Annotated in this window: 20 protein-coding genes; 14 read left to right on the forward strand and 6 right to left on the reverse strand. The window is 62.1% G+C overall.

The window, feature by feature from the left end; all coding sequences use genetic code 11:
* Positions 1-9: 9 nt before the first annotated feature.
* Positions 10-1611 (forward strand): peptide chain release factor 3, encoded by a 1602-nt coding sequence (locus PQQ96_RS22080; protein WP_408296523.1) that lies wholly within the window; start codon positions 10-12, stop codon positions 1609-1611.
* Between the two features lie 279 nt (positions 1612-1890).
* On the opposite strand, the gene PQQ96_RS22085 is transcribed toward PQQ96_RS22080, so the two are convergent.
* The gene (locus PQQ96_RS22085) at positions 1891-2847 is read right to left on the reverse strand and encodes a hypothetical protein (RefSeq protein ID WP_408296525.1); all 957 of its coding nucleotides are present in this window, start codon (positions 2845-2847) and stop codon (positions 1891-1893) included.
* On the opposite strand from PQQ96_RS22085, the gene PQQ96_RS22090 reads away from it, so the two are divergent.
* Positions 2846-3085 carry a hypothetical protein gene (locus PQQ96_RS22090; protein WP_408296528.1) on the forward strand — a complete coding sequence of 80 codons (240 nt, stop codon included), beginning with the start codon at positions 2846-2848 and terminating at the stop codon, positions 3083-3085. The two genes, PQQ96_RS22085 and PQQ96_RS22090, sit on opposite strands and share 2 nt — an antisense overlap.
* A gap of 357 nt (positions 3086-3442) precedes the next feature.
* On the opposite strand, the gene PQQ96_RS22095 is transcribed toward PQQ96_RS22090, so the two are convergent.
* Positions 3443-4312, reverse strand: a complete 870-nt coding sequence (locus PQQ96_RS22095) for a LysR family transcriptional regulator (protein WP_408296531.1) — start codon at positions 4310-4312, stop codon at positions 3443-3445.
* Between the two features lie 351 nt (positions 4313-4663).
* Here PQQ96_RS22095 and PQQ96_RS22100 point away from each other — a divergent pair, with 351 nt between their 5' ends.
* Positions 4664-7105, forward strand: coding sequence for a bifunctional acetate--CoA ligase family protein/GNAT family N-acetyltransferase (locus PQQ96_RS22100; protein ID WP_408296534.1), 2442 nt, complete (start codon positions 4664-4666; stop codon positions 7103-7105).
* Positions 7106-7317: 212 nt separating this feature from the next.
* Here the strand turns inward: PQQ96_RS22100 and PQQ96_RS22105 are convergent, their stop codons facing one another.
* Together PQQ96_RS22105 and PQQ96_RS22110 are read right to left on the reverse strand one after the other, a co-directional pair.
* A complete protein-coding gene (locus PQQ96_RS22105; protein ID WP_408296536.1) occupies positions 7318-7863 on the reverse strand; it encodes a hypothetical protein in 546 nt (181 codons plus the stop codon).
* A gap of 134 nt (positions 7864-7997) precedes the next feature.
* Positions 7998-8783: an IclR family transcriptional regulator gene (locus PQQ96_RS22110; RefSeq protein ID WP_408296647.1), complete on the reverse strand. Its 786-nt coding sequence runs from the start codon at positions 8781-8783 to the stop codon at positions 7998-8000.
* 270 nt (positions 8784-9053) lie between these two features.
* Between PQQ96_RS22110 and PQQ96_RS22115 the strand changes: the two genes are divergently transcribed.
* The 9 genes from PQQ96_RS22115 to PQQ96_RS22155 all read left to right on the forward strand — a co-directional run bounded on the left by PQQ96_RS22115 (position 9054) and on the right by PQQ96_RS22155 (position 18252).
* A complete protein-coding gene (locus PQQ96_RS22115) occupies positions 9054-10103 on the forward strand; it encodes a sugar ABC transporter substrate-binding protein (RefSeq protein WP_408296539.1) in 1050 nt (349 codons plus the stop codon).
* A complete protein-coding gene (locus tag PQQ96_RS22120; RefSeq protein WP_408296542.1) occupies positions 10100-11620 on the forward strand; it encodes a sugar ABC transporter ATP-binding protein in 1521 nt (506 codons plus the stop codon). Before PQQ96_RS22115 ends, PQQ96_RS22120 begins: the two co-directional genes overlap by 4 nt.
* Complete coding sequence (locus tag PQQ96_RS22125; RefSeq protein ID WP_408296544.1) at positions 11610-12665, forward strand: ABC transporter permease; 1056 nt, start codon at positions 11610-11612, stop codon at positions 12663-12665. The genes PQQ96_RS22120 and PQQ96_RS22125 overlap by 11 nt, the downstream gene beginning before the upstream one ends.
* Positions 12666-12711: 46 nt before the next feature.
* The gene (locus PQQ96_RS22130) at positions 12712-13035 is read left to right on the forward strand and encodes a UxaA family hydrolase (RefSeq protein WP_408296649.1); all 324 of its coding nucleotides are present in this window, start codon (positions 12712-12714) and stop codon (positions 13033-13035) included.
* Positions 13036-13077: 42 nt separating this feature from the next.
* Positions 13078-14391 carry a UxaA family hydrolase gene (locus tag PQQ96_RS22135; RefSeq protein WP_408296547.1) on the forward strand — a complete coding sequence of 438 codons (1314 nt, stop codon included), beginning with the start codon at positions 13078-13080 and terminating at the stop codon, positions 14389-14391.
* Between the two features lie 250 nt (positions 14392-14641).
* Positions 14642-15682 carry an aldo/keto reductase gene (locus PQQ96_RS22140; RefSeq protein WP_408296549.1) on the forward strand — a complete coding sequence of 347 codons (1041 nt, stop codon included), beginning with the start codon at positions 14642-14644 and terminating at the stop codon, positions 15680-15682.
* A gap of 7 nt (positions 15683-15689) precedes the next feature.
* Positions 15690-16520 (forward strand): amidohydrolase family protein, encoded by an 831-nt coding sequence (locus PQQ96_RS22145; protein ID WP_408296552.1) that lies wholly within the window; start codon positions 15690-15692, stop codon positions 16518-16520.
* Between the two features lie 80 nt (positions 16521-16600).
* Complete coding sequence (locus PQQ96_RS22150; RefSeq protein WP_408296555.1) at positions 16601-17344, forward strand: SDR family oxidoreductase; 744 nt, start codon at positions 16601-16603, stop codon at positions 17342-17344.
* Positions 17345-17403: 59 nt separating this feature from the next.
* On the forward strand, positions 17404-18252 hold the full coding sequence (locus PQQ96_RS22155) for an ureidoglycolate lyase (RefSeq protein WP_408296558.1): 849 nt from the start codon (positions 17404-17406) through the stop codon (positions 18250-18252).
* Between the two features lie 195 nt (positions 18253-18447).
* Here the strand turns inward: PQQ96_RS22155 and PQQ96_RS22160 are convergent, their stop codons facing one another.
* Positions 18448-18882, reverse strand: coding sequence for a PaaI family thioesterase (locus tag PQQ96_RS22160; RefSeq protein ID WP_408296561.1), 435 nt, complete (start codon positions 18880-18882; stop codon positions 18448-18450).
* 268 nt (positions 18883-19150) lie between these two features.
* Here PQQ96_RS22160 and PQQ96_RS22165 point away from each other — a divergent pair, with 268 nt between their 5' ends.
* On the forward strand, positions 19151-20773 hold the full coding sequence (locus PQQ96_RS22165; protein ID WP_408296564.1) for a methyl-accepting chemotaxis protein: 1623 nt from the start codon (positions 19151-19153) through the stop codon (positions 20771-20773).
* A 123-nt stretch (positions 20774-20896) separates the two neighbouring features.
* Here PQQ96_RS22165 and PQQ96_RS22170 read toward each other — a convergent pair whose 3' ends face one another.
* Positions 20897-21100, reverse strand: a complete 204-nt coding sequence (locus PQQ96_RS22170; protein ID WP_007178724.1) for a cold-shock protein — start codon at positions 21098-21100, stop codon at positions 20897-20899.
* Between the two features lie 219 nt (positions 21101-21319).
* On the opposite strand from PQQ96_RS22170, the gene PQQ96_RS22175 reads away from it, so the two are divergent.
* Entirely contained in the window at positions 21320-21595 is a 276-nt protein-coding gene (locus PQQ96_RS22175) for a hypothetical protein (protein ID WP_408296567.1), read from the forward strand.
* The last annotated feature ends 6 nt before the right edge of the window (positions 21596-21601 follow it).

Genomic DNA, 21601 nt, shown 5'->3' on the forward strand with positions numbered 1-21601 from the left:
CCCGACCCGATGTCAGTCTCCGAACTCAACCGCCGCCGCACGTTCGCGGTCATTTCCCACCCGGACGCGGGCAAGACCACGCTTACTGAAAAGCTGCTGCTGTTCTCCGGCGCGATCCAGATCGCCGGTACCGTGAAGGGCCGCAAGAGCAATCGTTACGCGACGTCCGACTGGATGGAGATCGAAAAGCAGCGCGGTATTTCGGTGGCCAGCTCGGTCATGCAGTTCGAGTACGGCAACGCCGTCATCAATCTGCTCGACACCCCGGGCCACGAAGACTTCTCCGAAGATACCTACCGTGTGTTGACCGCGGTTGACGCCGCGGTGATGGTGATCGACGGCGCGAACGGCGTCGAAGCGCAAACGCTCAAGCTGCTCGAAGTCTGCCGCAGCCGCAAGACGCCGATCGTCACCTTCATCAACAAGCTCGACCGCGAAGTGCGCGAGCCGCTGGAACTGCTCGATGAAATCGAACAGCATCTGGGTGTGGCCGCCGTGCCGTTCACGTGGCCGATCGGTATGGGCAAGGACTTCCAGGGCGTCTACGACATCCAGCGCGACCAGGTGCGCCTGTTCCGCGCCGGGCAGGATAAGGCTGGCGGCGAGGTCGAAACGCTGCACGCACTTAGCAACGAAGAAGGCGAACGCCGCTTCGGTCATGCCTGGGTCAAGGCGAAGGAAGAGATCGACCTGATCACTGGCGCCTCGCCCGATTTCGATCGTGAGCAGTTCCTCGCCGGCCAGCAATCGCCGGTGCTGTTCGGCTCGGCGATCAATAACTTCGGCGTGAAGGAAATTCTCGACGCGCTGGTCGACCTGGCGCCGCCGCCGTCGATGCGGATGACCGTGCAGCGTCCGGTGATGCCGGACGAGCCGAAATTCACCGGCGTCGTGTTCAAGGTGCAGGCGAACATGGATCTGGCGCACCGCGACCGCGTGGCGTTCATCCGTGTGTGCTCGGGGCATTTCGAACGCGGCATGGCGGTCAAGGTGACGCGCACGAACAAGACGTTCCGCGCGAACAACGTGGTGACGTTCCTGTCACAGCGTCGTGAGACGGTGAGCGAGGCGTATCCGGGCGACATCATCGGTATTCCCAATCACGGCACGTTGAGTCTCGGCGATACGCTGACCGAAGGCGAATTGCTGCAATTCGTCGGCCTGCCGTTCTTTGCACCGGAAATTTTCCAGACCGTCGAAGTGGTCGATCCGATGCGCGCCAAGCAGCTCGGCGAAGCGCTGAAGCAGCTCGGCGAGGAAGGGGCGATTCAGGTGTTCCGTCCGGAAGTCGGCGGCTTGATGATTCTCGGCGCGGTCGGCCAACTGCAGTTCGAAGTGGTCTCGCACCGGTTGTCGACGGAATACAAGGTCGACGTGCGGATGGCGCCGGCACGCTATCGGATGTCGCGTTGGGTGACCTGCGACGATGCGGCCGAACTGCGCCGTTTCACCGATTCGTATGCGGCGCGGATCGCGCTCGATGCATCGGATGCGCCGACTTATCTGGCATCGCATGTGTCCGAAATCGAAGTCGCGCAGAAGGCGTGGCCGAAGATTGTCTTTAACGAACTGCGCGAGCATTCGGGCGCACCGTTTAAGAAGTCGATGTAGGCAACGGTTCTCCAGGCCGGGAGGTTTAACAGCCCTCATATGGGCCACTAACGGATATAGCGGCCCATATGAGGGTCTTTATGTAAGTTAGGCGGGCGGGGATGCCAACCGTTCTTAGAATAGCCGGGGGCTGGGTGCGGCCCGGCTGGCATGTCGATGCAACCCATCAAGCAAAAGGCCCTGTGGAAAACACAGGGCCTTTTTTCGTCGAGGGTTGGGTTGTCACTGATCATCTGGGCAAACAGAAGCTTATGCAGGACCGTGATGGCCCTTGATGGTTCAGTGCCGCACCACACCTTCCTCCTGCGCGTCCTCGTCTTCACTTGTTGCGCTTTCAGTGGATGCATCTTTGCCCTCTGCGGCGTTTGCCGTGGGCGACGCTTTCTCAGCCGCTTTTGACGCTTCTTCAAGAAGGCGTGCCGCACGGCTCGCGGTGATGCGGCTTTGAGCGACGCCCTTCGCATCGAGCGCAATCACCTGGTACAGTTGGCGGTCACATTCAGGCTCCTGCTGATATTGCTCTGCCGTGTCGACAAGCAATTCAAGCATCGTCTGTTGACGTCGTCTTTCCTCGTCGGGCGAAAGGCTCAACGTGGTCGAAGTGTTGGAAATGTCCGATGCGTCGGTGAGCGTCACGTTAACGTTTGTACCCTTCGTACAATTGAGGCCGAGGCGGAAAGAAGTTGCCCCGGCTGACCCGCTGTTGAGGCTGCCCACGGCGACTGTTGGCAGCGTCACGGAAACCGAAGGGGTGCTCACAGTGCCGGTGGGCGTAGTCACCGTTGCGGTCAGCGCGAGGTTCGCGATGACCATCTGACCTGAGCCGTCATTGGCTGCGACCGAGATCCACGGTGCGACGTTGTAGGACAGCGCGTTGGTCGCACTGATGTCGAGCGGCCCGGTAACAACAAGGTCGAATTGAAACCGTTGATAACCGAATCCGTAGGCGCCGCTCGACGAATAGAAAAAAGTCCACGAATTGGGCGCCAACGTGGGCGTCTTCGGTGAATTGTAGTAGCCCTGGCTGGACCAGTCGTAAATGCGGATGCCGATACCGGGGATATTTGTCGGGTAAAGACCCGACGCACCGGATTCCGACATGGCGAGGGAAATGGTCGAGGTCACGCTTTGTCCGCACGTGAAACTCATCTGCCCGATGACGCTATCGGAAGTTAGCTGTTTGGTCGCAAGGACGGTCCCGACCGGCGTGTTCGGGCGCACCATGATGCTGCCCATGTCCACGCTGCCTGTATTGAATGAACCCGAAGTGAACCAGCAGGCTGCGTTGGCTGGCATTGCTGCGGATATTCCCAAGGCGCACGTGACGATCACGAGCACACGCGTTATCTGTCTGCGTGGAGCGTTGACCTTACTCGCGTCTCGACGCATCTTGGCGCGAAAGAGTTTGATTAATCGATTCATGATTCATTCATCCGTTTTGGCCTCGCGCAAAACGGTGAGCTTCGAGATGTAAGCCACCGTGGCACGACGATTCACTGTGTCGCTACGCGCAATCAACATTGCCGGTGAAACGAATAGCAGAATGACGACGAGCGCCTGGATGGGCACTAACGCGTGATGGCACAGATGAAATGTTCGCCGAACGGCATCTCAGAAAGAATCGGAGCATTCTTAATTCGCTCGGAATACGCCTACTTGGACTGAAAGAAAATCTGATCCGGGGCGAGCGGATTGCAGCCGTGACTCGCGTCCAGGAAGGGCGATGCTAAGAAGGCACGTTTTTTTAGAGTGACAAGTGGTGCGCTCATCGTTGTGTAGGGGGGGCGTAGCATTACACGGCCGGACTGCATCTTTGATACAGCCGCCCCCTTCACCCCATCGTCAACACTTCTTCCCGCATCCATCCGGCAAACGCCTGCACATGCTCAAGCGCCGCGTGGCGTTGCGCCACGTCGAGCCAATAGCCGAAAGGCCCGGTCACTTCGATATCGGAGAACTGCGCAAGACTCCCATCCGCGAGCTCTTCGACGATCATATTCCTGTCGACGATCGCCAGCCCCGCGCCCTTGCGTGCCGCGCGAATCGCCTGCTCCAGTGTCGAAAATTCGATGCCGTTCTCCGCATAGTGCGCGGGCTTGCCGGCCTTCGCGAGCCAGTTCGGCCATAGATCGAGCCTGGCGTCGTTATGCAGCACATGCAGCGCGGGCATATGCTCAAGCAGCGTGTCGAGCGGCTGGGCGAGCAGACGCGGTGCACCGACCAGGATGTGCCGCTCGATCATCAACAATTCGGAATGTGCATCGGGCAATGCGTGACGACCGAAGCGGATGTTGCAATGACAGTCGTCAGTCTGCCCGGTACGGATCGACAGTTCGACGTCCGGCAATTCCACCGCCAGCGAATTGAGCCGCGGCGAGAACCATTGCGTCGCGAAAGTGGGCGGGACGGCGAGCACGAGGCGGCGTCGGCCTTTGATCGCGGTGATCTGACGGAAGCCGCTTTCGATCGTGTCGAAGGCGTCAGTGAGGCAGGGCAGCAATTGAACCCCGACAGGTGTCAGCCGGATACCCTTGTGATCGCGCTCGAACAGTTTGGCGCCAAGCGACTCCTCGAGCAGCTTGATCTGGCGGCTGACCGCGCCTTGTGTCACGCACAGTGCGGTGGCCGCGCGATTGAAGCTCATGTGACGGGCCGTCTCTTCGAAAAAACGCAACGCGATCAGCGATGGCAAGCGCCGCATAAATCACCTTCTGTCTCTTTTGATCATCCGGTACAGGCGCGATGGGTGGCGTGCCTGGGCCGAATGGATGCTGGTGCTGCCGCGCGTTGTCTCCGACGCGCGTTGTTAGCCGAAATCGGCCGGCATTTTCAATGCAAAGACGCCGTTTGGCGTCTCGAGGATTGTCGCACTCCGGCTCGATATTTTTCCTGCGCAAGCTAAAAAAATTCTGGTGCGCGTTGGCGCGGATCAAGCGGAATCTCGCGCCTGTCACGTCGCGGATTCTTAAGCGCCGCGTAAGACCTCGACTTCGCCTATCCTGACGAAGACGCGCCTGACCGCTTGCCCCCCCCTTCGATCTGCGGAGAACCCGTGACCGTACGTAATCTCGACGCCTTGTTCCGTCCCAAATCCGTCGCCGTGATCGGCGCTTCCAAGCGGCCGGGCAGCACTGGCGAGATGGTGTGGTCGCGCGTGCTGGAAGGCGGCTTCGAGGGCCCCGTCTGGCCAGTCAATCCGAAGTACCAAACGCTCGACGGCCGCGCAGTGTTCGGCGATGCAGGCGATTTGCCGCAGGCGCCCACCGTCGCGCTAATCTGCACGCCGCCCGACACCTGGCCGGGCATCATCCACAAGCTCGGTGGACTGGGCACACGGGCGGCGATCATCGTCGGCGAGGTGCGCAGCGACGAAGACCGGCTGGCGATGCGGCACGCGCTCTCGGCGGCGCGGCCGCATCTGTTGCGCATCGTCGGCCCCGGGAGCCTGGGCGTGGTGTCGCCGGCGTTGCACGCGCATCTGGGTGCGCCGTCGTGCACGGTGAAGGCGGGCGGTGTGGCGTGGGTGTCGCAGTCGAATGCGCTGACCAATGCCGTGCTCGGGTGGGCGCACGCGCGCGGGCTCGGCTTCTCGCACGCGGTGGCGCTGGGCGGCGAGGCCGACGTGGATGCCGGCGACGTGCTCGACTATCTGGCGAGCGATCCCGGCACGCGCGCGATCCTGCTTGAACTGGATACGGTGCGCGCGGCGCGCAAATTCATGTCGGCGGCCCGCGCGGCGGCGCGCAACAAGCCGGTGCTGGCGCTTCGCTCGGGCCGCGCCGATCCCGCCGATGCGTTGTACACCGCCGCGTTCCGTCGCGCGGGCATGGTGCGCGTCGATTCGCTCGACGATCTGCTCGATGAAATCGAAACGCTCGGCGTGGGCCGGGTGGCGGCGGGCGCGACAGCGACGTTGATCACCAGCGACAGTGGCCTCGCCACGCTCGCCTGCGACGCCTTCGCCGCCGCGGGTGACACGCTGGCGCCATGGCCCGACGAAGCCAGCGACGCGCTCAAGCAAACCTTGCCGCACGCGGTGCCCGGCAATCCGCTGCAACTCGGCGACGACGCGCGGCCCGAGCATTTCGGCATCGCGCTCAAGCTGCTTGCCGAGCATCGCAGTACCGGTACGGCCTTCGTGGTCCACGCGTCGACACATGGCGCGCCGGTCGGCGAAGTCGCGCAAGCGTTGATCGCCAATCAGCGCTTTGCGTATCGCGGCTTGCTGGCGTGTTTCTTCGGCGGCGTGGATGCGGCGACGCGCGACGCACTGCACGCGCAAGGTATTCCGGTTCATACGACGCCCCAGCGGCTCGCCCGCGGGTTCGCCCGGCTGGTCGACTACCGGATGGGCCGTGAATTGCTGATGCAGACGCCTGAAGACCTGCCGGGGCAGATTCCCGAAGAGATCGACGCGGCCCAGGCGCAGGCACGCGACGCGCTCGCTGCAGGTGAGCACCAACTAACCGGCGAAGCGGCGGCACGGCTTCTCGAACGATTCGGGCTGCGCGTCGAGCCGCAAGAACAGGGACAACAGGCCGCAAAAGATGCGAAACAGGGTGCAGAACGGGCAACCGACCCATGCGCGGACCAGGCCGCCGCGCAGTCGCAAAAACCGGTTGTCGACATCGCCGTCGAACTCCATGACGATGACAACTTCGGCCCGGTCTTCTGCTTTACCGCGCCATCGGTGGACGGCGTGTCTGACCCGCTGCGCGTCTACGGTTTGCCGCCGCTCAACCCCATGCTCGCACGCGACATCGTCACGCGTTCGCGTTACGCGCGCCTCGTTAGCCCGGAGCCCGCGCTGGCCGCCTTGACGGCGCTTTCGCAGGCGGTCTGCGACGTCAAGGAGATCGTCGGCCTCTCGCTGACGCTGAGGGTGTTCAGGGACCATGTGGTGGTTGTCGCGCCCACCCTGAAGATCGCATCGAAGCGCAGCCGGCTCGCGATCGTGCCCTATCCACGACGCTTCGAAGAGACGCTCGACTGGCAGGGCCTGCGCGTCACAGTGCGGCCGATCCGGCCGGAAGACGAAGCCGCGCATCACGATTTCGTCGAAGCGATGACGCCCGAAGATCTACGTCTGCGTTTCTTCGGCGCGGTGGGCAGCTTCGACCACTCGCAACTCGCGCGCATGACGCAGATCGACTACGACCGCGAAATGGCGCTGATTGCGACGGTGACGAGCGAGGAGGGTTTCACGCGGACGCTCGGCGTGGTGCGTGCAGTGGCCGATCCGGATAACGAGACAGCGGAGTTTGCCGCCGCGGTGCGTTCCGACCAGAAAGGCCGGCACCTTGGGCATTTGCTGATGGATCGGATCATCAAGTACGCGCGGGCGCGCGGCACCCATTGGCTGGTCGGCGAGGCGTTGCGGGAAAATACGCCCATGATCGCGCTGGCCAGATCCTGCGGCTTCACCATCACGCCGACGGAAGATCCGGGCGTGGTCGGTTTCAGAATGGCGCTGGATGAACCGGCGCAGGGTTAAGCGACGGGACGGGCGTTTGTCGAAGCGGCCCAATCTGGCGGGTGCGGCGAATATGGGTGCTTGAGGCAGAAGTACGTGCGGCCACGGTGAAGCTATAGCGCGCTGCGCGCAGCCGCCACCGGCTAGATGGCGGCCATCGCGCAAGAGGCCGAGCGCCTGTGCCGCTTACGCGGCAAAACGATCGGCCAAACCGGGGCGTTAAGACTTGAGCGTTAAGCCGGCAGCTTCGTCGCGGCTTCGTCGACCTGGGTACGGGTCACCGACAACTCTTCCAGCAAGGCTTCAGCGTAGACAGCACCAGTCTCGCGTTCCAGACGCGCGATGGTCGCGGCGCAACGGTTGGCGTCCTTCAGCGTCGCGATGAACGACTTCACCGATTCACCCGCCTTGAAGGCGTCGAACAGCGGCACGCGGATGTCGTCCGGCAGCGGACGCGCCGCCCATTGATACGGCTTGCCGTTGTAGGTGAACGATGGCGGCAGCACGCGCTCTTTCTTCGCGGCCGGAATCAGGCCGAAGGTGCGCGCGGCGTCGCCGATCTGCTCGGCCGAAAACAGCTCGTCCGGGCTGATGTCGAATTGCTGAATGAAGGTCTCGATGCTGTGCATCGCCGCGGCTCGGTCGTCGCGGCGCTTTTGCGCATGAGCGACGATGTCGCGCAGTTCGTCGGCTTCTTCAGGCGTGATCGTGAAGCTCGACTGCTTCTGCTGGAGTTCGGAAAAACGCAGGAATTCGGAATCGGTCAGAAGTTTCGCCATTGCTTGTCGATGAGCGCGCATGAGTGACCCCATGCGGCGTGATTTTTGAGAGGGTCGCCATTCTAAACCATGCGCGGAACCGGACGATTTGTGCAGCGGTCTGCCGCACACATTCGCTCTCCGGCAACGGCGCGCTAGACGGCCTCTTCCCGAAACATCGACAACGCCTCCACCGTCTCGCGCAGTAGCGCCGTCGCCGCTTCCAGCGTCGGTGCAACGTACTCGTCGATGCGCCGCAGGTACGGGCAGGTCAGCACCGCGATCGCCTGGCCTGACGGTCCCTGGATCGGAACCGTGACGTCGGTCACACCAAACGTCTGCTGACTGTCCTTCTGCGAAAATCCGGCGGCGCGAATCCGCTCGCAGGCCTGTTCCAGCGCATCACGATCGATCGTGACTTCGCCCTTCACCTTGGTGTGCTCGGCCAGCATCTGTTCGCGCTGCTCGATGCTTTGGAACGCCAGGATCACGCGGCCTGAACCCGTGTCGATCAGACCCACCCGTGAACCGAGCCGCACGGACATCCCCCACGTGCCGGGTCCATCCACCTGCGCGATCACCAGCAGATTGCCGCGGTCATACACCACCAGATGACACGATTGCTCGGCAGCATCGGCAAAGCGCTGCATCAGGGGCAGCGCCTCGGAGATCAGCCGGTGCATCGGCGGATGACGATGCGCGAGCGCATACAGCTTCAGACTCAGCGAGTAACGGTCGCCCGCCGCCGAGCGCACCACGTACTGCCGCGCGACCAGCCGCTCCAGCATCCGGTACATCTCGCTCGCATTGCGTCCCAGCAGCTTGGTGATTTCGGCGCGCGTCAGCCCTTCCTTCTGCTCGGCGAGCAGTTCGAGGATGTCGAGGCCCTTGTCCAGCGCGGGGGCGCGGTAGCGGTCGTCGTCTTTGTCGTCTGCGTCCATCGTGGGCGAGGTTCCGAGTGTTGTTCTCATTATCTGGCGCATGAGTGTAAGTGCGTGGTGAATCTGGTGCGAGAGGGCGCGGGTCCAGGGGAAACACCGACGCATGGTGCAGTGCACATTCCTTGACTTCGGAAAGTTCGTATATGAATAATACGTTCATTGGTGAATGATCGCACGCCAATACTCGATAAGAAAGCGCAGGACGAAGTGCCCGCCACTCGCATGGCGGGTTCACGCAGTTCCCACAACGCATGTATGGAGACAACAACCATGTCGTTCGCTAAAGGGCCGCACGCGGCTCGCCGTATCTTCCAGAGTTCGCTATTTGCCGTTGCGGCGGCAGCTTGCGTCGCCGGCCTAGCCGTCAGTGGTGCAGCACAAGCCGCTGACGCCGGCAAGGTCGGCCTCGGTCTGCCGCTCCTCACCTCGCCGTTCTGGCAGTCGTACAACAACTATCTGCCCAAATACGCGAAGGACATGGGCATCGATATCCTCGCGCCGGTCAATTCGAACGGCGATCCGGCCCAGCAGATCACCGACATGAACAACCTGCTGAACCTCGGTGCGAAGGGCATCGTGGTCGGCCCGTTGGATTCGGCCGCTATCAGCCGTGCGCTCGATGCCGCCGCCGCGAAGAACGTGCCGGTGGTCGCCGTCGACGTCGCGCCGACGCAAGGCAAGGTGGCGATGGTGGTGCGCGCCGACAATCGCGCCTACGGCGAGAAAGCGTGCAAGTACATCGGCGAGCATGTGAAGTCGGGCAAAGTCGTGCAGATCATGGGCGATCTGGCGTCGGTGAACGGGCGTGACCGGTCCGAAGCGTTCCGCTCGTGTTTGAAGGGCTTTCCGGGTTTGTCGCTGCTGGAGATTCCGGCCGCCTGGAAGGGCGATGTCGCTGCTACCGCGCTCGACAGTCTGCTCACCGCAAATCCTGACGTGAAGGCAATCTACATGCAGGCAGGCGGCGTCTATCTGTCGCCCACGCTGCAAACGCTGCGTCGCAAGCAGATGCTGTTTCCTGCCGGCAACGCGAAGCATGTCGTGATCGTCAGTAACGATGGCATTCCTCAGGAGTTCGACGCAATCCGCCGCGGTGATATCGACGCGACCATTTCGCAGCCGGCCGATTCCTACGCGAAATACGGTCTGTTCTATATCAAGGCCGCGTTGGCGGGGCAAACCTTCAAGCCGGGTCCGACGGATCATGGCAGCACCATCGTCCAGTTGTCGCCGGGCGTTCTTGAAGATCAATTGCCCGCGCCGCTCGTCACGAAGGCGAATGTCGACGACAAGGCCTTGTGGGGCAACACCGTTAAATGAGCGAGCCGACGCCCTCCGTGCCGGTGGTCGAAGCGTTTGAGGTCACCAAACGCTTCGGTTCCACACCCGCGCTGAAAGACGTGAGCATCCGCGTGATGCCCGGCGAGTCGCATGCGCTCGTCGGGCGCAACGGGGCGGGTAAATCGACGCTGGTGTCGATCCTCACCGGCCTGCGCAAGCCCGATACAGGCGAGGTGCGTTTCGGCGGCGCGGCGGCGCCGTCGATCGCCGATCGCGATGCGTGGCGCGAGCGCGTCGCCTGCGTTTATCAGCATTCGACGATCATCCGCGATCTGAGCGTCGCGGAGAATCTGTTCATCAACCGGCAACCGTCGCGCGGCGGCGTGATTGATTGGCGCGCGATGCGCCGCGACGCGCGTGAGTTGCTCGATCACTGGAAGATCGACGTGCGAGAGGACGCGCGCGCCGGCGATCTGTCCGTGGAAGCGCGGCAACTCGTGGAGATCGCGCGGGCGCTGTCGTACGGCGCGCGCTTCATCATTCTCGACGAACCCACCGCGCAGCTCGATGGTGACGAGATCAAGCGCCTGTTTCGCCGCATCAGCGAGTTGCAGCGCGAAGGGGTGACGTTCCTCTTTATTTCTCATCATCTGCAGGAGGTCTATGAAATCTGCCAGGCCGTGACGGTGCTGCGTGACGCGCGGCATATCGTCAGTGCGCCGGTTTCCGCCTTGCCGCGCGAGCAACTGATCGAAGCGATGACCGGCGAGCGCGGCGGCCTTGCCGTCGCCGATGCGGCGGCGCGCGCTGCGTTGCCTGCGGACACGGCTATCGCGCTTGAAGTCAAGGAACTGGGCGGCGCCGATTATGAAGGCGTGTCGTTCACGGTGAAGCGTGGCGAAGTCGTGGGGCTGACTGGCGCAACGAGCAGCGGCCGCACGAGCGTGGCCGAAGCGATTGCCGGTTTGCGCGCGGCTAAACATGGCTCGATCAGCGTGGATGGCACAACGTTGCCACCTGGTGACGTACCCGCTGCGCTGGCGCATGGCATTGGCTGCGTGCCGAAGGATCGCCATCACGAAGGGCTGGTGCTGACGCAATCGGTTGCCGAAAACGCCTCGATGACGATCACGCGTCTGCTCGGCAAATTCGGCATCGCGCCACCGGCGAAGAAAAACGCCTTCGGTCAGAAGATGATCGACGCGCTTGGCATCGTCGCGCAAGGCCCCGAGCATATCGTGTCAGGGCTATCGGGCGGCAACCAGCAAAAGGTCGTGATGGCGCGCGCGCTCGCCACCGATCCCAATGTGCTCGTACTGATCGACCCTACAGCAGGCGTCGATGTGAAATCGAAAGAAGCGTTGCTGTCAGTCGTGGATCGTGTGCGCGAAGACGGCAAAGCCGTGCTGGTCGTGTCCGGCGAACTCGACGATCTGCGCACCTGTGACCGTGTTCTGGTCATGTTCCGTGGCCGTGTCGCGGCCGAATTTCCCGCGGGTTGGCAGGACCACGACCTGATCGCATCCGTTGAAGGAGTCAGTCTCCATGAAGAATAGTGTGCCCAGCCCTGCATTCGGCACCGCGCAAGGTCAAGCGCAACCCCAGCCCGTCGCCCAGGCGACGCGCGGCAAACGCGCTCGCAGCGAACTCGCCCGGCTGCGCGAACTGGCTTTGCTGCCCGCGCTTGCCTTGTTGCTCGTGATAGGCGCGTTTGTCAGCCCGAGCTTTCTGACGAAGGCGAATCTGATCAGTGTGTTGGGTGCGTCCGCGGCGTTGGCCTTGGTGGTGCTCGCCGAATCGCTGATCGTGTTGACCGGCAAGTTCGATTTGTCGCTGGAATCGACGGTGGGCATCGCGCCCGCTATCGGGGCGATGCTGGTGATGCCGGCGGCGTCCGCGGGCTTCGGCATGCAATGGCCGGCTGCGACGGGCCTGCTGGCCATTCTCGTGGTTGGCGCGGTAATCGGCTTCGTCAACGGTTTCCTGGTGGTGCGTCTGCGGCTGAACGCCTTCATCGTCACGCTGGCGATGCTGATCGTGTTGCGCGGCATGCTGGTCGGCGCGACCAAAGGCGGCACGCTGTTCGATATGCCGCCGTCGTTCTTCTCGCTCGCCACCACCATCGTGTTTGGCTTGCCGTTGTCTGTGTGGCTCGCGGCGGCCGCGTTCGCGATCGCTGCGTTCGTGCTGCGCTATCACCGTTTGGGCCGCGCGTTGTACGCGATTGGTGGCAATCCGGAAGCGGCACGTGCGGCGGGGATTCGCGTGGAGCGCATCACGTGGGGCGTGTTCGTGCTTGGCAGCATGCTGGCCTCGGTGGGTGGCCTGATCGTGACCGGTTATGTCGGCGCGATCAACGCGAACCAGGGCAACGGCATGATTTTTACGGTGTTTGCAGCCGCGGTGATCGGCGGTATTTCGCTCGATGGAGGCAAGGGCTCGATGCTCGGCGCCCTCACCGGCGTGCTGCTGCTCGGCGTCGTGCAGAACCTGCTGACGCTGGCCCAGGTGCCGTCGTTCTGGATTCAGGCGATCTACGGCGCGATCATCCTCGGCTCGCTGATGGTGGCACGGCTCGCCAGCGGTGAAGGCCAGAACTGATGCACACGCATCACGGAGAACTCACTTGACCAGCCGCCCGTTGCAAATGCCCGAAACATCGCAAACCGACTCACGCCTGATCCTGCTTAGCCCCGCGGATAACTGCCTGATCGCGGCGGCGCGTCTCGATGCGGGTACGCAAGTCGAGATCGAAGGTGAGCGCGTGACGCTCACCAAAACCATCGACCTCGGCCATAAGGTCGCGCGCCATGAACTCGCGAAAGACGACAAGGTGCTGCGTTACGGCGCGGTGATCGGTCACGTGACCGGGGCGGTGACGCGCGGTGCGCATCTGCATACGCATAACCTCGAAAGCGATTATCTGCCCACTTATACGCACGACGCGGGCCACGAGTTCGTCCATCACTGAGTTGAGCACAATGACGTGGCCTCGCGCCGCGCTGGATTGATCATGACTGACACTTCCGCAGCATCCGCCGTCGCGCAGCAGCCCATGCTGCAAGGCTATCTGCGCCGCGATGGCCGCAAAGGCATCCGCAATGTGGTCGCGGTAGCGTATCTGGTCGAGTGCGCGCATCACGTCGCGCGCGAGATCGTCACGCAGTTTCGCGAACCGCTCGATGCGTTCGACGATCCTTCAGCCGAGCGCGAGCCGCCGGTGCATCTGATCGGCTTCCCCGGTTGCTATCCGAATGGGTATGCCGAAAAGATGCTTGAGCGGCTCACCACGCATCCCAATGTGGGCGCGGTGCTGTTCGTGTCGCTCGGATGCGAGAGCATGAACAAACATTACCTCGTCGACGTCGTGCGCGCGAGCGGCCGTCCCGTCGAAGTCCTGACGATCCAGGAGAAAGGCGGCACACGCAGCACGATTCAATACGGCGTCGACTGGATTCGTGGTGCACGCCAGCAACTTGCCGCACAGCAGAAAGTGCCGATGGCGCTGAGCGAGCTGGTGATCGGCACGATTTGCGGCGGCTCGGACGGCACCAGCGGCATCACGGCGAATCCCGCGGTGGGCCGCGCGTTCGATCATCTGATCGATGCGGGTGCAACTTGCATCTTCGAAGAAACCGGTGAGCTGGTGGGTTGCGAGTTTCATATGAAAACGCGCGCCGCGAGACCGGAACTCGGGGATGAAATTGTCGCGTGCGTGGCGAAGGCGGCGCGTTATTACTCGATCCTCGGGCATGGCAGTTTTGCCGTCGGCAATGCGGATGGTGGCCTCACCACGCAGGAAGAGAAATCTCTGGGCGCGTATGCGAAAAGCGGTGCATCGCCGATTGTCGGCATTATCAAACCCGGTGACGTTCCGCCGACCGGTGGCCTCTATCTCCTCGACGTCGTACCTGACGGTGAACCGCGCTTCGGCTTTCCGAACATCAGCGACAACGCGGAAATCGGCGAACTGATCGCCTGCGGCGCGCATGTGATTCTGTTCACGACCGGGCGCGGATCGGTGGTCGGCTCGGCGATTTCGCCGGTCATCAAGGTGTGCGCGAATCCGGCGACGTACCGCAATCTCGCCGGCGATATGGACGTCGATGCAGGCCGCATTCTCGAAGGCCGCGGCACGCTGGATGAAGTCGGCCGCGAAGTGTTCGAGCAAACGGTGGCGGTGTCGCTCGGTGCGGCGTCGAAATCGGAAACGCTTGGTCATCAGGAGTTCATCCTGACGTACAAGACCTTTGAGCCGGTGGGCCCGGCTTGTTTGCCGTCGAACGCTGCACCGCCGCATCGGGTTGTCGCGATCGAGCCGCGTTGAGGGGTCTATCATCGGTGAATCCGTGATCGATTCGGCGGATAGTGGCGCGGCATCAATGCGGCGGGCAAACATCGTCAGCACGTGCTAAAAACATAAATGGGATCGGGGTAAGCGCTTTGCATGGGACCGGAATAAGCGTGAAGCGCTAACCCCGCTCGACAGCTAAAGTGCTAACTCGGATTGACAGCTTTGCATGGGATCCGAGTAACCGCTAAAGCGCTAACTCGGATCGACAAAGGAGACGCGGTCCATGACGGCAAGGGTTGGTTCCAAGATCGAACAGCGGCGCGGCATCGGCCGCAGCGCATTAAAAGTGACCGGATTGGGGCTCGGTACTGCGCCCCTGGGCGGCCTCTACCACGATCTGTCCGAAGAAGAAGCGCACGCGACCATTGCCGCCGCGTGGGACGCTGGCGTGCGCTACTTCGATACCGCGCCGCATTACGGTCACACGAAAGCCGAGCACCGTCTGGGCGATGCGTTGCGCGGCTATCCGCGCAGTGAATACGTGCTCTCCACCAAGGTCGGGCGCCGTTTCGTACCGCGCACCACGCCCTACGACGGCAGCGAAGGCTGGCAAGACCCGCTGCCGTTCCAGGCGATCTACGACTACACGCGTGACGGCATTCTGCGTTCGTTCGAAGACAGCCAGCAGCGTCTTGGCATCATCGATATCGATATTCTTCTCATACACGACATCGGCCGCGTCACCCATGGTGACAAGAACTCCCATTACTGGCAGCAACTGACCGAAGGCGGCGGCTTTCGTGCGCTCGACGATTTGCGCTCCTCGGGCGCGGTCAAGGCGGTTGGGCTCGGCGTCAATGAAGGCGCGGCCATACTCGACACGATGGCCGAATTCGATATCGATTGCGCGTTGCTCGCGGGCCGTTATACGCTGCTCGAACAGACCACGCTCGACGACCTGCTCCCAGCATGTGAACAACGCGGCGTCAGCCTCCTGTTAGGCGGCGCGTTCAATTCGGGCATTCTGGCGCGCGGCGTCGAAGGCGATCTGAAGTTCAACTATGGCGACGCGCCGCGTGAAATCATCGAGCGTGTCGCGCGGCTCGAAACGGTGTGCCGGGTGCATGGCGTGCCGCTTGCCGCCGCGGCTTTGCAGTTTCCGTATGCGCATCCGGCGGTCGCAACCGTGTTGACCGGCGCGCGCAGTGCCGACGAATTGCGTGAGAACGCCGCGTCGTTCGAGTTGCCGATCCCCGCGGACCTGTGGTCCGCGTTGCGTGATAAAGGCTTGCTCGACAGCCGCGCGCCCGTGCCAGAGGATTGATTTGACGATGCCTATCGACGCCCACCAGCACTATTGGGACCCCGCTCGCGGCGACTACGGGTGGCTCACGCCGGAACTGAAAATCCTGTACCGGCCGTTCGGTCCCGCCGATCTCAAACCGCTGCGCGAAAGAGCGGGCATCGAGCGGACGGTGGTGGTGCAGGCGGCGGCGACGATCGACGAAACACGTTATTTGCTGGACGTCGCGCGGCATGAGCCGTCGATCGCCGGTGTGGTCGGCTGGGTGCCGTTGCTGTTGCCCACGGCGCCGGCTGTGATCGAGGCGCTCGCGCATGAGCCGAAATTCAAAGGCGTGCGGCCGATGCTGCAGGATTTACCGGACGACTCGTGGATTGCCAACCCGGATCTCGCACCCGCGATCGAAGCGCTGATCGCGCACGACCTCGCGTTCGACGCGTTGATTTACGCGCGGCACGTTGAACATATCGAAACATTCGCCGCGCGGTTTCCTGCGCTGCGCATTGTTGTCGATCACGGCGCGAAGCCGCCGATCCGTTACGGTCGCGCGGGTTGGCCCACCTGGGCCGATGCGATCACGCGGCTCGCCAAGTTACCGCAAGTGCACTGCAAGCTGTCGGGGCTCGTCACGGAAGCGTCGCCTGGCTGGACTGAAACAACGCTTCATCCGTATGTCGGGCATCTGCTGAAGTCATTCGGTCCGGCGCGCTTGATGTGGGGCAGCGACTGGCCGGTGCTCGATCTGAACGGCGACTACCTGCTCTGGCACTCAGTGGCGAACACCTTGCTCGCGTCCTTGAGCGACGCCGAGCGTGAGGCGGTTTTCGGCGGCAACGCCGCTGCGTTTTATCGACTTTGATGTGACGAAGACGCGTGACGAACACGAATGACGAAGACGAATGACGAACACAAGCGAAAGCCCATTCAACTGGAGTTGAGATGACACAAAGACTGGCCGGCAAGACGGCCCTGATCACCGCGGCAGGACAAGGTATTGGTCTCGCCACCGCGGAACTGTTCGCGCGCGAAGGCGCCCGCGTGATCGCCACCGATATCCGCATCGACGGACTCGCCGGCAAGCCGGTCGAAGCGCGCAAGCTCGACGTGCGCGACGGCGCGGCGATCAAGGCGCTGGCCGCCGAGGTCGGTGCGATCGACGTGCTGTTCAACTGCGCGGGCTTCGTGCACGCCGGTAACATCCTGGAATGCAGCGAAGAAGATTGGGACTTCGCCTTCGATCTGAACGCGAAAGCGATGTACCGCATGATCCGCGCGTTTTTGCCGGCCATGCTGGAGAAGGGCGGCGGGTCGATCATCAATATGTCGTCGGCGGCGTCGAGCGTGAAGGGCGTGCCGAACCGCTTTGCGTATAGCGCGTCGAAAGCCGCAGTGATCGGGCTGACCAAGTCCGTTGCTGCAGACTTCATCACGCGTGGTGTACGCTGTAACGCGATCTGCCCGGGTACGGTAGCTTCGCCCTCGCTCGAACAGCGGATCGTCGAGCAAGCCAAGGCGCAAGGCGCGACGCTCGAGGCCGTGCAGGCGGCCTTTGTCGCGCGTCAGCCGATGGGCCGCATCGGCAAGCCGGAAGAGATCGCCGCGTTGGCGCTGTATCTCGCGTCTGACGAATCGTCGTTTACCACCGGTCACGCGCATGTGATCGACGGCGGCTGGTCGAACTGACACACAGATAAACGCTGAAACACGAACCGAATACCACTGAACGTAAAGGGAAGTGCAAGATGAAACTGCTTCGTTACGGCCCGAAAGGCCAGGAAAAACCGGGCTTGCTCGACGCGCAAGGCAAGATTCGCGATCTGTCGAAAGTGGTGGGCGATATCGACGGCGCCACGCTGAGCGACGACAGCCTCGCCAAACTGCGCGCGATCGATCCGGCCTCGCTGCCGGTCGTGGAAGGCAATCCGCGCATTGGTCCGTGCGTCGGCAAGATCGGCAAGTTCATCTGCATCGGGCTGAACTACGCGGACCACGCCGCCGAATCGAATCTGCCGGTGCCGTCGGAACCGGTGATTTTCAACAAGTGGACGAGCGCGATCTGTGGCCCGAACGACGACGTCGAAATTCCGCGCGGCTCGAAGAAGACTGACTGGGAAGTCGAACTCGGCGTGGTGATCGGCAAGCCCGCGAAATATATCGACGAAGCCAACGCGCTCGATTACGTCGCCGGTTACTGTGTGATCAACGACGTGTCGGAACGCGAATGGCAGATCGAACGCGGCGGCACGTGGGACAAGGGCAAAGGCTTCGATACGTTCGGTCCGATCGGCCCGTGGGTCGTGACGCGCGACGAAGTCGCCGATCCGCAGAACCTGAGCCTGTGGCTCGAAGTGGACGGCCACCGCTATCAGAACGGCAGCACGAAGACCATGGTGTTCGGCGTCGCGAAGCTGGTGTCGTATGTGTCGCAGTGCATGAGCCTGCAGCCGGGCGACGTGATTTCGACCGGCACGCCACCGGGCGTCGGCATGGGCGTGAAGCCGAATCCGGTGTTCCTGAAGCCGGGCCAGACGATACGTCTCGGTATCGAAGGTCTAGGCGAGCAGACGCAGAAGACTTACGCGGCGGAATGATTCGCCGGGCTGGTTGAAAGAAAGGCGTTGTTGACGTGAAAAGTGAAGAGGCCGTTCCTGCTTGATGCGGGAACGGCCTTTTTTTATGCGGCAGTCTCAATAGGTATCCAGGCGCAGGAGTCCGCGGGCGACCTGTTGATAGAGATGCCTGCCTTCGGTATGCCGTCACTACGCGCTGACACGAAACGCGCTCATTCAGCTCGCCTGTTCGTGCTCGCCGTTGTCCTGGATGCGATTGATCGTGCCTTGTGCAACCGCGACGAGCTTCTCGCGATTCCCCTCCATCACATACACGTTGCACTGGCAGGTGGCTTGAAGCCGGCCCGCGTAGACGACCTTCGCCCGCGCGATCAGCGTGCCGTTCACCACCGGCCGCAGATAGTTGATCTTGTACTCACCGGTCACGACTTTCGGCCCGAGCGACAGCGCGCCGGCGAACGTCAGCGCATTGTCGGCGAGATAACTGATGACGCCGCCATGCACAAAGCCATGCTGTTGGCGCAGCTCATCGCGGATCGGCAGGCATAGCGTCAGTTCGTCGGGGCCCGTGTGCATCAGCTCGGCGCCTAGCAGCATGCTGAACGGCTGGGCATGCAGTGCGCCGCGCGCCCGGTCGAGGATGTCTGTCATCGTGAGTCCTTCGGGCGTGGCCCGCAGTGGCATCTGCACTGGCGTGCGGTGTGCAGTCCCTACCCACTCTAGGAAGCACCGATGCATCACGTCAAGGTGAATCCAAAATATCTGCGCGGCATTGTTGCGCAATTTGCAGGGAATTGAGGAGTTGGCCGATGAAAAGGGGATGTAAGACGATCTTTACCGACTTTGATCTCAAGCAAAGTTCAGCCTTGCCGTTAACCCTGACGTAGCTTCCGTCATTCTTTGCATTCAGGTGTTCACGATGTTCAGCAAGATCAAGGTCGCATCCGGCCTGTTGTGTGTTCTGGCCGCGTTCTGCGTTTTCCAGCTTGTTACGGTGGGTTTGGGGTTCTGGTCGCTTACGCGGACTCACGACGACGTGGGCGATCTGTCGAACATCGCCTTGAAGCAGGTCGATGCGGTCAATGAAACGACCCAGCATCTGATGGACGCGCGCATCAACCTGTCGCGCGCCGGTACGCGCATGGTGCGCGGCGGCGCTGAGCCGACCGACATCGTGCAGCACGCCCGCGAACAGCTGACGGCGGCCGATCAGTCATTCGGCGCGTTCATGAGCGCGGAGAAGACCAGCGACGAAAACAGCACCCGCGCTGCGGCGCTCGCTGAGCGCTATAAAAAGTTGCACGACGCGCTTGCGGAACTGGTGCAGTTTCTCGATTCGAACAATATCCAGGCCTTCCTCGACCAGCCGACCCAGGGCTTCCAGGACGCGTACCTCACCGAGTCGCACAACTTCGTGCAATTCGGCGACGCCGCGAGCCGTGCGTCGCTCGATTCGATCGATGCCCGCATGACCCTGTTCCGTGGCGTCAGTATCGCAATCCTGTTGCTGCTGGTCGTCGGGACGTTTGCGGTGTATGCGGCACTGCGCCGGGGCGTGGTGGCGCCGCTCGAAGAAGCCGGCCGTCACTTCGACCGTATTGCGCTGGGGCGTCTCGACCAGCCGATCGCCTCGCGCGGTACCAACGAAATCGGTCGCCTGTTCTCGGGCCTCGCAAAAATGCAGGCGAGCGTGGCGCGCACCGTGCAGACCGTGCGTGAATCCGCCGACTCGATCCACCTCGGCGCGGACGAAATCGCCACCGGCAATGCCGATCTGTCGGCTCGCACCGAGAACCAGGCGGCGTCGCTCGAAGAAACCGCCTCGAGCATGGAGGAGCTGACCGCTACGGTACGCCAGAACGCCGATCATGCCCGGGAGGCCAATGCCCTCGCCGAAACCGCTCTGGAGGCGACCTCGCGCGGCAGCGAGGTGGTCAACGAGGTGGTGGACAAGATGCGCGGCATCGCGCAAAGCTCGGACAAGATCGCCGAGATCATTTCGGTGATCGACGGCATCGCGTTCCAGACCAATATCCTCGCGCTGAATGCGGCCGTCGAAGCGGCGCGCGCAGGCGAACAGGGCCGCGGCTTCGCCGTGGTGGCGGGCGAAGTGCGCGGCCTCGCCCAGCGCAGCGCGCAGTCGGCGAAGGAAATCAAGACGCTGATCAGCGAATCGGTCGCCGAGATTCAGGGCGGCTCGACGCTGGTCGAGCATGCCGGCGAGGCGATGCGCAACGTTTCCGCGTCGATTTCGCGGGTCACGCAGATGATGGCGGAAATCAGCGCGTCGTCGCTCGAGCAGAGCACGGGCATCGAGCAGGTCAACCAGGCGGTGGTGCAGATGGACGAGATGACGCAGCAGAACGCGGCGCTGGTCGAGGAAGCCGCCGCAGCGGCAGCCTCACTGCATCAGCAGACGCAGCAACTGAAGGAGGCTGTTTCCGTGTTCGAAATTTCGGAAACTGTGTTGCGGATGCAACAAATGGACGACACGCAAGGGCAAACGGCGGGGTTTGGGCAGTCGGCGATGCGTGCCATTTAACCCGCACAGACACCGCGTGGGTGCCCCAAAATAGGGCATCTGCAAAAGAAAATGGCCCGCCAAAGCGGGCCATTTTGCATCAGACGCAAGCGCCTAAGCGTGCCTCAAAGTACCTGTTGGTACTTAGGCCGGCTGGATGTTCGCAGCTTGCTTGCCCTTCGGGCCTTGCTTGACTTCGAACGTCACTTTTTGGTTTTCCTGCAGGGACTTGAAGCCGCTGCCTTGAACTTCCGAAAAGTGTGCAAACAGGTCTTCGCCGCCGTCGTCCGGGGTGATGAAGCCAAAGCCCTTTGCATCGTTAAACCACTTCACAGTACCTGTTGCCATTTTTAATCCAGTAAATGTTGTGTGTTGCATTCGCGACCGCTATTTCTCAACACGAGATCGAGCGCGAAGTACGAGTTGTATCACGTCTTTATGATGGACGCCAATCAACAAGTATTCGGGTATTCCCCTGATAGGGCCCTTTTGGGGCCTAGAAAGCATTTTGGAGGGGTGCCCCAGCCGGTAGGGTAAACTGCTTGTATTACACGTCCAGGAAAAACATTGACACATTATCAGCAAGAAGAACTCACCTCGTTCTGGAGTCGTTTGACCCCCTATCTCGCGATACTGGAGTCGAAATTACCTCAAGAAGACGCTCCGGACCCGGTCGGCCGTATTACGGTCGATACCGACGACCACCAGGCTTTCGCCCTTCACACCACCGATAAAAAGCCGCATGGCGACACATCGGACACCCCCACCGGACAAAGCGCGACCTACACGCGATTTAAAACTGCCGACGCCGATTGGGGCCCTTGGCAACGCGAAGCATATTGAATGACC

The sequence above is a fragment of the Paraburkholderia sediminicola genome (assembly GCF_046027825.1).
Lineage (GTDB): Bacteria > Pseudomonadota > Gammaproteobacteria > Burkholderiales > Burkholderiaceae > Paraburkholderia > Paraburkholderia sediminicola_D.